Source organism: Streptomyces sp. NRRL B-24484, from assembly GCF_000717715.1.
Taxonomy (GTDB): Bacteria; Actinomycetota; Actinomycetes; order Streptomycetales; family Streptomycetaceae; genus Kitasatospora.
The window spans coordinates 20,742-33,478 of record NZ_JOAI01000012.1; the positions used below are offsets into that span (position 1 = coordinate 20,742).

A 12,737-nucleotide genomic window follows, 5' to 3' on the forward strand; every position below is an offset into this window, starting at 1 on the left:
CCGCGACCGCGGCGGGCCGGGCGGCAGCCGGGTCGGAGGTCGGTCGGGTCGGAGGTCGGTCGGGTCAGAGGTCGGTCGGGGTGGTGCGGGCGGCGCGGGCCGTCCACCGGCCGTCGTGCCGGGCGATGCTGATGGGGTGTCCGAAGCAGTCGCTGATCAGCTCGGTGGTGACGACCTCGTCGACCGGGCCGGCCGCGACGCAGCCGCCCTCGCGCAGCAGCAGCGCGTGGGTGGTGGTCTCGGGCAGTTCCTCCAGGTGGTGGGTGACCAGCACGGTGGCGAGGCCGGGGTGGCGGCGGCGCATCAGGTCGAGGCTGCCGAGCAGGAGTTCGCGGGCGGTGAGGTCGAGTCCGGTGGCGGGCTCGTCGAGCAGCAGCAGCCGGGGCTGCGGCATCAGCGCGCGGGCGATCAGGGCGCGGCCGCGTTCGCCCTGGGAGAGGGTCGTCCAGGGGTCGTCGGCGCGGTGCGCCATGCCCATGGTGTCCAGCAGGTGTTCGGCGTGCGCGGCCTGCTCGGCGGTGGGCCGCCAGCGGGGCTCGGGTTCGATGCTGTTGGTGAGACCGGTCAGCACCACCGTGCGGACGGGCAGCGGTGAGCGCAGCGGGTGGCGCGGGTTGACGTGGCCGAGGTGGGTGCGCAGTGCCCGGATGTCGACCCGTCCGAGCCGCCGGCCGAGGACGTGCACCTCGCCGTGGGTGGGGTGGGAGACCGCGCCGAGCAGCGCGAGCAGGGTGGACTTGCCTGCGCCGTTGGCACCGAGCAGGGCCCAGTGCTGGCCGGCCTCGACGGTGAGCGAGACGTCCCGCAGGAGGTAACGGCCGTCGCGCACGACGTCCACGGCGTCGGCCCGGAGCAGCGGCGCGTCGGGCAGCGGTTCGGCACTGGTCACGGCGGTCTCCCGGGCGCGGTCGCGGCCGTGCGGATCCGTTCCGGCCGGCCTCGGACGTCGCCTGCGCCGGGCCCTGCGCCGTACGGGGGCACGGGCGTGCTCCCGGAGCAGGCACCCGGATGATCTCAGACTCCGGCGCCCGGTGCGTTCGTGCGCCACCCGTCGGACGGGTGCCCGCCACGCCGGGCACCCGTCCGCGCCGCCGCGCCGCCGTGGGCCGAAGTGCCCACGGCGGCGCGGCTGCGGGCTCAGCCCTTCATCAGGCTGTTGAGCTCGCCGTAGGAGAGGGCGTCGGCGAGGCCGCCGTAGGTGCCGGTCGCGGTCAGTTCGGCGGCGACCTTGCGGACCACCGCGTAGGCGGCCTCGGCGACCGAGGAGCCGAGGCTGACCCGGGCGACCCCGAGCTCGGACAGCTCCGCCACGGACGGGGCGCCGGGGCCGGCGAGGATGTTGACGGGGGCGTCGATGCCCGCGGTCAGGGCGGCGACGACCGCGGGGTCGGTGACGCCGGGGACGAAGATGCCGGTGGCGCCGGCCGCCAGGTAGGCCTCGGCGCGCTCCAGCGTCTCCTTGAGCCGGGTCTCCTCCGTCCCGACGGCGCGGAGGTAGGTGTCCACGCGGGCGTTGATGTAGAGCGGGATCCCGGCCCCGTCGGCGGCGCGGCGGGCGGCGGCGATCCGCTCGGCCTGCTCGGCGGTGGGCCGCAGGCCGGTGCCGCCGTCCGTCCGGGCGTCCTCGATGTTGATGCCGACGGCGCCGGCGGCGACGACCCGGGCGACGGTGTCGGCGACCTCGGCCGGGGTGGCGCCGAAGCCGCTCTCGATGTCGGCCGTCACCGGGACGGACACGGCGGCCACCACCCGGCCGATCAGGGCGACGGCCTGGTCGCGGTCGAGGTGGTTGCCGTCCGCGGCGCCGAGTCCCCAGGCGACGCCGGCGCTGGTGGTGGCGACGGCCCTGGCGCCGGCCGCCTCGACCAGGCGGGCGCTCGCGGCGTCCCAGGCGTTGGCGAGGGCCAGCGGGGCGGCGGCGTCGTGGAGCGAACGGAACAACTCGGCGTTCTGGTGCTGTGCAGTCATGTTCCGTATTGGACCAAGACGGAGGGGTGGGCCGCTCGCGGTTTCGCGACACGGTCGCCGGGGCCGCCGTCGGTGGCCACCGGCGGTGGTGGCCACCGGCGGCCGGCTGGCCGTGGTGGCGACCGGACGGCTGACGACCCGTCCGGGGCTATTCGGCCCGGCGCGGGGTGGGCGGGCCGAGGACGATGCCGCGGCCCGCGTAGAAGCGGTCCAGGTCCGCCCAGGGCACCCGGGCGTACTGCTGGGACTCGTCGGGGAAGCCGGACGGGTTGTGGATCAGCAGGGCCCGGTCGTCCGCGCCGACGGCGAGCACCAGGTGGCCGCCGGCGCGGGGCGGGGCCGGCTCCAGGGTGCGGATCGACGGGTGGACGGAGATCATCGGCAGCCGGCCGGCGTCGAGGTGGCCGCGCAGCTCCGCGGCGGGCATTGGGGCGCGGGCGTCCGCGAACAGGCCCCACCGCTCGCGGACGTAGGCGGCGAAGGGCGCGTGCACGAGGCCGTCCAGCCGCCCGTCGGGGTGGCGGACGTAGGCGCCGGCCTCGCGGCTCTCCTCGGCGAGCCGCACGATCGGCGGGGCGACGCCCCACCAGTGGTCCAGCGCCATCCGCAGGCAGGCCATGCCGCAGGCGCGCCAGGACCAGTACGCGTACTCGTCCCGGTCCGGTGCGCCCGACTCCTCCCAGCGCGGATCGTCCTCGGCGAGGACGGTGCCGGCCAGGAGGTCGGGGACGAGCTCGGGGGATTCCCACTGCGCGTAGTAGGGAACCGGGTGGCTGATCGGCTGCACAATGATCATTCTGACGCACGGCGGGACGGCTCGCCTCGCCGGTGGGGCCCGGACGCGCACGCCGCCCGGCCCGCCCGGGCCGTGCGGGTGCGCCCCACCCGGTCACGGACCACCGGCGGCCCACCCACGGCCCACCCGCCGCTCACCCGCTACCCGCCCGCGACCCGCCCCCGCTCAGAGGACGCCGGCGCCGCGCAGCAGCCAGCGGTTGGTGCGGCCGACCAGCCCGGCGCGGTCGAGCACGCCGACCACCTTGGCGGCCATCTCGGTCTTGGCGACCCGCCAGTTCGGGTTGCGCTTCGCGGCCCGCCGCCCCTCCTTCGGGTCGATGCCGACCGCGGCGTACACCCGCGGGTTGATCAGGTGGGTGGTGGCGACGTGGATGACGATCCCCATCAGCAGCTGCTCGACGCGGCGGCGGACGGGCCCGAGGTCCTTGCGGACGAGCTCCTCGCGGGCGTACGTGATGTGCCGGGACTCCTCGATGACGTGGATCCGGGCCACCTGCCGGGAGAGCGGCTGCAGCGACTCGTCGGCCATCATCTCGCGCTGGAAGGCGTCCAGGATCTCCTCGACGTACATCGTCCCGCCGAAGGTCTGGCTGTGCGTGGAGATCGCCTTGAACACCCGGCCGAGCTCGTGGGCGAGCCGGCCCGGGCCGTACGCGGGCGCGCCCATCCACGCGATCATGCGGGCGAACATCACCGAGTGCCGGCACTCGTCGGCGATCTCGGTCAGCGCGTACTGGACGTGCGCGCTGGTCGGGTCCCGGTCGAAGGCGTGCCGCAGCAGCATCTGCATGAGGATCTCCTCGAACCAGATGCCGACGCTGGCGACGGCGGCCACCTCGTGCTTGCTGAGCTCGATCCGCTGCTCCTCGTCGAGGCGCTCCCAGAGTTCGGTGCCGTAGAGGGAGATCCGGTGCGGGGCGACGTAGTAGGCGCCGGGGACGGGGCTGCTGTCCCAGTCGACGTCCTTCAGCGGATCGAAGGAGAGCTTGGCGGAGGAGGCGAGGAGGCGCTCGGCGGTGCGCCGGCGCTGCACGTCGCGCTCCTCCGGGACGGCTGCGGTGGCCTTGCGCGCGGTGGTCGCCATGAGGGTCGGCTCCTCGGTCGCTCGGGTGGGGTCTGCCAGGACCGTAGACCGTATTAGATTGACCGTCAATAACTCGCGCAGCGAAGACCGCCCCGGCACCCGCGGGCCCGGCCGGAGGGGGCCTAGAGGTCGATGCCGGAGACGTAGACGGTGTCGGACGCCCGGTCGAGCCAGAAGGACGCGTGAGCCGGGGCCTGCGGGGCCAGTTCGGCGTCGAGCGAGGGGCAGCCGATCCAGGACGCGCCCTCGGGCCCCTTCCCGGCGAGTTCCTTCTGCCAGTAGCCGGTGAGGTCCGGCGCCGCCACCGGCGCGCACTCCCGACCCGCCGTCAGTTCGGCGATCCGGCCGGGCGGCAGCCGGAAGAAGCCGGCCAGCCCCGGGTCCGGCGAGGGCACCAGGTCGCGCGGCCCGTCGGTGGACCGCCAGGTGCCGGAGACGGCCGGCCCGAGCCGGGGGAACACCTCGTCGAACCAGTCGGTCGAGGTGTACCGGTCCTCCGCGCGCGCCTCGTCCCGCTGGACGACCAGCGTGCACCCGCCCAGGACGACCGCCCAGAACGCGGCGAACACTCCTACCACCACCCAGACCGACTTCGGCACCGCGCGCTCCTGCGCCTCCATGACGCCGCCCCTCCCCCGTGTCCTGCCCGGGCTCGGCCGCCCGGGCAGGACACCTGTTCTACCAGGCGTAGTCCTCCGGTGCGGTGCGGTGGCCGGGGAAGATCTCGTCCAGGCGCTCCAGGGTCTTGGCGTCGAGGGACACGTCCAGCGCACGGTTGGCGGCGTGCAGCTGGTCCAGGGTGCGCGGGCCGACGATCGGCGCGGTGACGCCCTCGCGGGAGAGCAGCCAGGCCAGCGCCACGTCGCCGGGCTCGTGGCCGAGTTCGGCGGCGAGGTCCTCGTACGCCGCGATCTGCTCGCGGTGCTTCTCCAGGGTCTCGACGGACCGGCCGGAGGCCCGGCGGACCCCCTCGCGCTCCTTGCGCAGGACGCCGCCGAGCAGGCCGCCGTGCAGCGGCGACCACGGGATCAGGCCGAGGCCGTAGTGCTGCGCGGCGGGCAGGACCTCGAGCTCGACGCTGCGCTCCAGCAGGTTGTAGAGCGACTGCTCGCTGGTCAGGCCGAGGAAGTTCCGGGCGCGGGCGGTCTCCTGGGCACGGGCGATGTGCCAGCCGGCGAAGTTGCTGGACCCGACGTAGACGATCTTGCCCTGGGCGGTCAGCACCTCCATCGCCTGCCAGATCTCCTCCCACGGAGTGGCCCGGTCGACGTGGTGCATCTGGTACAGGTCGATGTGGTCGGTCCGCAGCCGCTTCAGGCTGGCGTCCACGGCGCGGCGGATGTTGAGCGCGGAAAGCTTGCCCTCGTTGGGCCACTCCCCCATGTCGCCGTAGAGCTTGGTCGCGATCACCGTGCGCTCGCGGCGGCCGCCGCCCTGGGCGAACCAGTTGCCGATGATCTCCTCGGTGCGACCCTTGTTCTCGCCCCAGCCGTACACGTTGGCGGTGTCGAAGAAGTTGATGCCCAGTTCGTGGGCGGTGTCCATGATCCGGTGGGCGTCGGCCTCCTCGGTGTGCGGACCGAAGTTCATGGTGCCGAGGCAGAGCCGGGAGACGGTGAGGCCGGTGCGGCCGAGGTGGGTGAACTCCATGATTCCCACCCTCGGCCACACCGGCCGCCGCTGTCCAGGTTTTCGTTCAGGCGGTGGATCAATTCCGCCGGCCCCCGCGCGGGATCAGGCGGTGCGCCGCAGCAGCGCGAGGTACATCGCGTCGGTGCCGTGCAGGTGCGGCCAGAGCTGGACGTCCGGGCCCTCGCCGAGGCCGGGCAGGCCGGGCAGCAGCGGCCGGGCGTCGATCCACTCGACGCCGCCCTCGCCGCGCAGCACGTCGTCGACCACCGCGCGGGTCTCGGCGAGGTGCGGCGAGCAGGTGGCGTAGCCGACCACGCCGCCCACCCGGGCGGCGCGGATCGCACCGCGCAGCAGGTCCCGCTGGAGCGGGCCGAAGCCGGCGATGTCCTCGGGGCGGCGGCGCCAGCGGGCCTCCGGGCGGCGGCGCAGCGCGCCGAGGCCGGAGCAGGGCACGTCGACCAGGACGCGGTCGAAGGTGCCGGGCGCCCAGGCGGGACGGGTGCCGTCGGCGGCGATCACGGTGTACGGGCCGGGGTTGCCGGCGAGTGCGCGGGCGACCAGTCGGGCGCGGTGCGGCTGCTTCTCGGAGGCGACCAGGGCGGCCCCGCGCTCCGCGGCGATCGCGGCGAGCAGCGCGGCCTTGCCGCCGGGGCCGGCGCAGCCGTCCAGCCAGAGCCCGTCCGGCCCGTCGAGCGGCGCCGCGGCGAGCGCGAGGGCGACCAGCTGGCTGCCCTCGTCCTGGACGCCGGCCCGGCCCTCGCGGACAGCGGTCACCCCGGCCGGGTCGCCGCCCTCGGCGAGCCGCAGCGCGTACGGGGACCAGCGGCCCTCGGCGGCCTCCGGCAGTGCCTCGCGGAGTTCGTCGACGGTGGCGCGGCCGGGCCGGGCGACCAGGGTGACCTCGGGGCGGTCGTTGTCGGCGCGCAGCAGGTCCTCGACGGCGGCGCGGCCGGAGGCGTCGGGCTGCCAGCGGCCGAGCGCGTCCCAGAGCGAGGAGACCACCCAGCGCGGGTGGGAGTGGACGAGGGCGAGGTGGTCCTCGGCGTCCTGGTCGTACGGCGGGGCGACCTGCTCGATCCACGCGTCGAGGTCCTGGGCGCTGATCCGGCGGAGCACCGCGTTGACGAACTTGGCCCGTCCGTCGCCGAGCACCACCCGGGCCAGTTCGACGGTGGCGGAGACGGCGGCGTGGCTGGGGATGCGGGTGGCGAGCAGCTGGTGGGCGCCGAGCGCGAGCACGTCGAGCACCGGCGGGTCGACCTCGCGCAGCGGCCGGTCGATGCAGGCGGCGATGATCGCGTCGTAGGTGCCCTGCTGGCGCAGGGTGCCGTAGACCAGTTCGGTGGCGAGGGCGGCGTCGCGGCGCTCCATGCCCTTCTGCTCGGCCTCGCGCAGCAGCGGCGGGAGGACGAGGTTGGCGTAGGCGTCGCGCTCGTCGACGGCGCGCAGGGCGCGGAAGGCGACGATCCGGGCCGGGTCCTTCTTGGGGCGGCGGTGCGGGCGGGGGGCGCGCTTGGCGCTGGGCGTGGTCACGTGGTGCCTCGAATGTGCTGCGGACGAAAGGTGGGGGTGGATCGGGGCCGGGGTGCCGGCCGCCCGGGGGTTCAGTCGCCGAGCCGCTCGCCGGACTCGATGCGGACCCCTCGGGCCCAGTCTGCCGCGCGCATCTGCTTCTTGCCCTGCGGCTGGACCTCGCCGAGCTCGATGTCGTGGCTGCCGGTGCCGACCCGGACGCTGTGCTTGGCGACGGCCGTCTCGCCGGGGGCGAGCTCGGCGGAGCCGGGGAGCAGGGTGACCGGGCCGGCCAGCTTGAGGCGTTCGCCGCGGAAGACCGTCCAGGCGCCGGGGGCGGGGGCGCAGCCGCGGACGAGGCGGTCGACGCGCAGCGCGGGGTGTGTCCAGTCGATCCGGGCGTCCTCGACGTTGATCTTGGGGGCGACGGTGACGCCCTCGGCGGGCTGCGGCACGGCGTGCACGGCGCCGTCCTCGATGCCGTCCATGGTGGCGGCGAGCAGCCGGGCTCCGGAGTGCGAGAGCCGGGTGAGCAGGTCGCCGCTGGTGTCGGCGGGCCGGATCTCCTCGGTGACGACGCCGTACACCGGGCCGGAGTCCAGCCCCTCCTCGATCTGGAAGGTGGAGGCGCCGGTGACCTCGTCCCCGGCCATCACCGCGTGCTGCACGGGGGCGGCGCCGCGCCAGGCGGGCAGCAGCGAGAAGTGCAGGTTGACCCAGCCGTACCGGGGGATCTCCAGGGCGGCCGGGCGCAGCAGGGCGCCGTAGGCGACGACCGGGCAGCAGTCCGGGGCCAGGTCGGCGAGCCGGGCGAGGAAGTCCGGGTCGCTGGGCTTCGCCGGCCGGAGCACCTCGATGCCGGCCTCCTCGGCACGCCGGGCGACCGGGCTGGCGACCGTGCGGCGGCCGCGGCCGGAGACCGCGTCGGGGCGGGTGACCACGGCGACCACCTCGTGCCGGTCGGAGGCCAGCAGGGCGTCCAGGGCGGGGACGGCGACCTCGGGGGTGCCGGCGAAGACGAGGCGCATGGGTGCCTTTCTCGGAATGCGTGCTCCGGCCCCGCGGGCGGGGCCCGGCGGGTGGCGGAGGTGGTCAGCGGGCGGAGCCGAAGGTGGAGTGCGGGGAAATCCGGGCGGTCGGCGCCGGGCCGTCGCCCCAGTCGGCCTCGCGGATCGCCTTGAGCGCGGCCTTGCGGGCCTCGCGGTCGAGGCGGTCGATGAAGACGATGCCGTCGAGGTGGTCGGTCTCGTGCTGGATGCACCGGGAGAGCAGCTCGGTGCCCTCGATCGTCACCGGGTCGCCGTACATGTTGACGCCCTTGGCGACGACGCCGTGTGCGCGCCTGGTGTCGAAGCGCAGGCCCGGCAGCGAGAGGCAGCCCTCGGGGCCGTCCTGCTCCTCGTCGGTGAGCGACAGGTCGGGGTTGATCAGGTGGCCCACCACGCCGTCCACGTTGTAGGTGAACACCCGCAGGGAGATGCCGAGTTGGGGGGCGGCCAGGCCGGCACCGGGAGCGTCGAGCATGGTGTCGGTGAGGTCCTTCACCAGGCGGCGCAGCTCCTTGTCGAAGGTGGTCACCGGCTTGGCCTTCGTCCGGAGCACCGGGTCGCCGAAGATCCTGATCGGCTGGATCGCCATGGCTGCGGGGGCTCCTCGGGACATCGGCGGCAGGGAGGCGTACCTGCAGAGTCTATGCAATCGGCGCCGCGGGCCGGGCCCGGGTCCGGCGGGGCGGGTGCGGGCGGGCGCCCCGTCGCGGTCGCCCGGCGGCCGGTCCCGGTCGTGCCCCACCGACCTTCTCGGCCAGGCGCGTTACCCGGGCCAGGGGTCGGGCGTTGGTCAAGTGGAATTGACCGGGACGCATGCGTCGCGGTCCACGCCGACCGTACGGAGAGGTGGCGCAGAGGCCATGGCCGAGCAGATCAACCACGATGCGCGGGCGCGGGCGAGCCTGCACCTGCTGGTGCGGGACATCGAGCGGGTGAGGCGCCAGGTGGACGCGCTGCGCACCCTGACCGCCCAGTTGGGCAACGTCTACCGGCCCCGGCGGCCCAGCACCTCGGCGGGCTTCGTCGTGTACGGGCGGGCTCCCGCCCCGACCGTCCGGCTGGCGCAGGAGCTGCGCGAGAGCGTGGAGACGCTGGTCGCGGCGGCGGTCGAGTTCGACCGGGCACTCGGCTTCTCCTGGGACTCCGTGGGCTCCGCGCTGGGCGTCACCAAGCAGGCGGTGCACCGCCGGTACGGCATGCGCCGACCCGCCAACGAGCTGCTGGCGGCCAGCGTCCCGGCACCCGCGACGCCGCGCGACGACCACGCGCCCGAGCCGCTCCACGAGCAGGTCGAGCCGCCCCTGCCCGGCGCCCTCTCCCGGACGGTGCCGCAGGCCTGGCAGGGCGGCCTGGCCGACCAGCCGAACGCCCGCATCGCCCGCTGAACCCGCTGAACCCGCTGAACCCGCTGAACCCGCCCGCGACCGGGCTACCCGCGGGCGCCGCGGTCTGCCGCCCCGCCGGGGCACGTGCAGACCGCGGGGCGGGCCCGTCAGCCGCGGACCTCGTAGGCCATGGCCCGGTTCGTCACGTCCGTGAGCAGGGGCTCCACCAGGTCCGTCAGGGCCCCGTGGTCGGCGGCCCGGCCGTCGGACCACTGCCCGACCCCGGCGACGACCGCCCGACCCCGGAGAAGGCCTGTACCAGGCCGCTGTCCCGGGCGAGCGTCGGCAGACCGGAGCCGGGCGGCGGCACCTGCGCGCCGACCTGGTACGAGTCGTGGTCCACCACGAGGCGGGTGACCGGCTTCACGGTGTCGGCCTGGTCCCTCATCGTGAAGACCGCCGGGTTGAACCGGTTGTTCCGGGCGTCCTTGTACAGCGCGACCTGGTGGCCGAGGCAGCCCTTGCCCTCGGCGATCAGGGCCGCGAGGTCCGGGCCCACCCAGGTCGGCTCGGGACAGGTCCCGAGGTCCTCGGACACGACCCTGGTGTACACCGCGCCGGAGGCCGTCCGCACCTCGGCGGGGAAGAGGTCGGCCAGCGGCGCCGGCGGGCGGTCCGGGAGCCGGGCGGCGGCAGAAGCGGAGGAGGAGGCGGAGGAGGAGGCAGAGGGCGCGGCGGTCGCCGCGGTGGCGCCGGCGGTCGGGGCGGCCGACCGTTCGCCGTCCTCGTCCGGCCCGACGAACCGGAAGGCCAGGACGGTCAGCACCGCGGCGGCCGCGGCCAGTGCGGCGTACCGCGGCCACACCCGCTTCGGCGGGGGCGGCAGCGCACCCGGCCGCAGCAGGCCCGGTACCGGGCCCTCTTCAGCGGCGCGGCCGGGACGAAGTCCTCGTCCAAACCCACGTCGAACGGGTCGTCGGCCGGCCGCTGGCGGCCCGGCTCACTGTCACTGATCGGCACGGGCCCACCCTGGTGATCACCGTCCCGCCGCAGGTCACGGTGTGATCACCGTTCCTGGAGGTCGCCCGCACCCGCTCCCCGCGCCCCGCGCCCGAAGCCGAGCCGGGCACGGCGCGCTCCAGCCGCCCGCCCGGGCCGGCTTCGGCCGACGTCGATACGTCGACACATCGACCCGCGACCGGGCTCCCCCACGACGCCGCCACCGGCGCCTGCCCCGGCGGGCACATCCGCCTCAGCCGATGTCCGGCGGGTCGACCCGGATCCGCACCTGTTCCCCCGTGCGCAGCGCCAGCCGCGCGATCTGCGCCGCCTTGAGCGCCGAGGCGAGCGCCGCCCCGCGGCCGGGGGCGACCCGGATCAGTGCGCGTTCCAGCTCCTCGCCGCGGCCGGCCGGGACGGGCACGGGCCCCAGCACGTCGGCCCCCTCGGGCAGCCGGACGAGCCCGAGCAGGTCGGCGACCGCCTGCGGTGCACCGGTCACCGAGGCCATCCGGGAGACCGGCGGGAAGTGCAGTTCGGCCCGTTCGTCGAGCTCGCTCGCGGCGTGCCCGGCCGGGTCCCACCGGACGAGGGCCTGCACCGGCCGTGCGGTCGGCTCGGCGACGACCACGACGGTGCCGCCCGCCCCGGCCGGCCGGACGAGCGCCGCGGCGGTCAGCCAGCGCCTCAGCGTCTCCTCGCCGGCCCGCAGGTCGGGCCGGTTGAGCAGGGCCCAGCCGTCGAGCAGCAGGGCGGCGGCGTACCCGCCCTCGGCGAGCGGTTCGGCGCCCGGGGTGGCGATCACCAGGGAGGGGGTGCCGGGCACCGTGGCGAGCACCGCGTCCCGCCCGGAGGTGCGGACGGGCACCCGCGGGAAGGCCTTGCCCAGCTCCTCGGCGGTACGGCGGGCGCCGACCACCTGGGCCCGCATCCGGAAGGAACCGCACTCGACGCAGTGCCAGTCCGTCTCGGGCGTGCCGCACCAGGTGCACTGCGGCGGGGTGTCGGCGCCGCCGGCCTCCAGCGGGCCGGCGCAGCGCCGGCAGCGGGCCGGGGTGCGGCAGCGGTCGCAGGCGAGCCGGGGCAGGTAGCCGCGCCGGGGCACCTGGATGAGGACGGGCCCGCGGTTCAGGGCGTCCCGGGCGGTCTCCCAGGCGACCGAGGGCAGTCGGGCGGCCTGCGCGGCGGCGTCCCGGGCCTGGTCGTGGTCGGTGACGGTGCGGATCCGCGGGGCGAGCGACCGGACGGTCTCCCGGTCGGCGGTCAGCGGGCGCGCCCAGCCGGTGGCGACCAGCTGCGCCGCCTCGACGGTGGTGGACAGGCCGCCGAGCAGCACCCCGGCACCCTCGTCGGCGGCCCGCAGCAGGGCGACCTCGCGGACGTGCGGGTACGGCGCGTTGGGGTCGCTGTGGCTGGAGTCGCCGTCCGACCAGACGGCGAGCAGCCCGAGGTTGCGGACGGGGGCGAAGACGGCGGCGCGGGTGCCGATCACGGCCCGGACGGAGCCGCGGTTGACGGCGAGCCAGTTCCGGTAGCGCTCCTCCGGTCCGGCGTCGGCGGCGAGCACGGTGTGCCGGCCGGGGCCGAGCAGGGCGGTGAGCGCGGCGTCGACCCGGGCGACGGCGCGGCCGTCCGGCAGCACGGCGAGGGCGCCGCGGCCGGCGGCGAGGGCGGCGGCGACCGCGCGGGCGATCTCCTGCGGCCAGTCGGGGCCCGGCAGCGCCGTCCACACCGCCCGGGGGGCGTGGCCGGCGGCGAGCGAGCCGAGGAAGGCCGGGCCCTGCGGGTAGCGGGACCAGCTGCCCGGTTCGGGTGCCGGCGGCGGGGGCAGCGGGGCGGGCGAGGGCTCGGACTCGGCGCGGGCGTGCCGGGGGGGGATCGCCAGCTGGAGCACGTCGGCGAGGGTGCCGGCGTACCGGTCCGCGACGGCGCGGCAGAGCCGCAGCAGGGCCGGGGCGAGGACGCGCTCGGGCGAGACCACCCGGGCGAGCGGGGCGAGCGGGCCGGCGTAGTCGGAGGAGGCGAGCCGCTCGACGACGTACCCGTCGTGCAGGGCGCCGCCCTCGCGTCGGCCGGAGGCGCCCACCCGGGCGCCGAAGCGGACGCGGACCCGGACGCCGGGCCGGGCGTCCTCGGCCATCGCCGCGGGCACCGCGTAGTCGAAGTACTGGTCGAGGCTGAGCACGCCCTTGTCGACCAGGACGCGGGCGACCGGCAGCTCGGCGGCCAGCTCGGTGCCGCGGGCCGCCCTCGGCCTGGACCGGCGGACCGTCTCCCGGATGAAGGCCAGCTGCTCGCCGGCGCCGTCTGTGCTGCTCATCGCCCTCATGGCTATCAGATCGCGCCGACAGACCGACGCAGGCGGCGGCC

12 protein-coding genes are annotated in these 12,737 nt (G+C 76.1%); 1 reads left to right on the forward strand and 11 read right to left on the reverse strand.

The window, feature by feature from the left end; translation table 11 throughout:
• Positions 1-64 precede the first annotated feature (64 nt).
• From IE98_RS0113005 to def, 9 genes are all read right to left on the reverse strand, one after another.
• Positions 65-889, reverse strand: coding sequence for an ABC transporter ATP-binding protein (locus IE98_RS0113005; protein ID WP_030268390.1), 825 nt, complete (start codon positions 887-889; stop codon positions 65-67).
• 248 nt (positions 890-1,137) lie between these two features.
• Positions 1,138-1,968 (reverse strand): isocitrate lyase/PEP mutase family protein, encoded by an 831-nt coding sequence (locus IE98_RS0113010; RefSeq protein WP_030268393.1) that lies wholly within the window; start codon positions 1,966-1,968, stop codon positions 1,138-1,140.
• A 148-nt stretch (positions 1,969-2,116) separates the two neighbouring features.
• Positions 2,117-2,755, reverse strand: a complete 639-nt coding sequence (locus IE98_RS0113015) for a C39 family peptidase (RefSeq protein ID WP_420706179.1) — start codon at positions 2,753-2,755, stop codon at positions 2,117-2,119.
• Between the two features lie 174 nt (positions 2,756-2,929).
• Complete coding sequence (locus tag IE98_RS0113020; protein ID WP_078660988.1) at positions 2,930-3,850, reverse strand: AurF N-oxygenase family protein; 921 nt, start codon at positions 3,848-3,850, stop codon at positions 2,930-2,932.
• A 122-nt stretch (positions 3,851-3,972) separates the two neighbouring features.
• Entirely contained in the window at positions 3,973-4,470 is a 498-nt protein-coding gene (locus tag IE98_RS0113025; RefSeq protein ID WP_030268398.1) for a hypothetical protein, read from the reverse strand.
• 58 nt (positions 4,471-4,528) lie between these two features.
• Complete coding sequence (locus tag IE98_RS0113030) at positions 4,529-5,500, reverse strand: aldo/keto reductase (protein ID WP_030268399.1); 972 nt, start codon at positions 5,498-5,500, stop codon at positions 4,529-4,531.
• Between the two features lie 84 nt (positions 5,501-5,584).
• Positions 5,585-7,015 carry an RsmB/NOP family class I SAM-dependent RNA methyltransferase gene (locus IE98_RS0113035; RefSeq protein ID WP_030268401.1) on the reverse strand — a complete coding sequence of 477 codons (1,431 nt, stop codon included), beginning with the start codon at positions 7,013-7,015 and terminating at the stop codon, positions 5,585-5,587.
• Between the two features lie 71 nt (positions 7,016-7,086).
• Positions 7,087-8,022, reverse strand: coding sequence for a methionyl-tRNA formyltransferase (fmt, locus tag IE98_RS0113040; protein WP_030268403.1), 936 nt, complete (start codon positions 8,020-8,022; stop codon positions 7,087-7,089).
• A gap of 64 nt (positions 8,023-8,086) precedes the next feature.
• Positions 8,087-8,632 carry a peptide deformylase gene (gene def / locus IE98_RS0113045; protein WP_030268405.1) on the reverse strand — a complete coding sequence of 182 codons (546 nt, stop codon included), beginning with the start codon at positions 8,630-8,632 and terminating at the stop codon, positions 8,087-8,089.
• A gap of 271 nt (positions 8,633-8,903) precedes the next feature.
• Here def and IE98_RS50090 point away from each other — a divergent pair, with 271 nt between their 5' ends.
• Positions 8,904-9,428, forward strand: a complete 525-nt coding sequence (locus IE98_RS50090; protein WP_234443529.1) for a hypothetical protein — start codon at positions 8,904-8,906, stop codon at positions 9,426-9,428.
• A 175-nt stretch (positions 9,429-9,603) separates the two neighbouring features.
• On the opposite strand, the gene IE98_RS49055 is transcribed toward IE98_RS50090, so the two are convergent.
• Entirely contained in the window at positions 9,604-10,233 is a 630-nt protein-coding gene (locus tag IE98_RS49055) for a hypothetical protein (protein WP_030268408.1), read from the reverse strand.
• A 387-nt stretch (positions 10,234-10,620) separates the two neighbouring features.
• Positions 10,621-12,687 (reverse strand): primosomal protein N', encoded by a 2,067-nt coding sequence (locus IE98_RS0113060; protein WP_030268409.1) that lies wholly within the window; start codon positions 12,685-12,687, stop codon positions 10,621-10,623.
• Positions 12,688-12,737 lie beyond the last annotated feature (50 nt).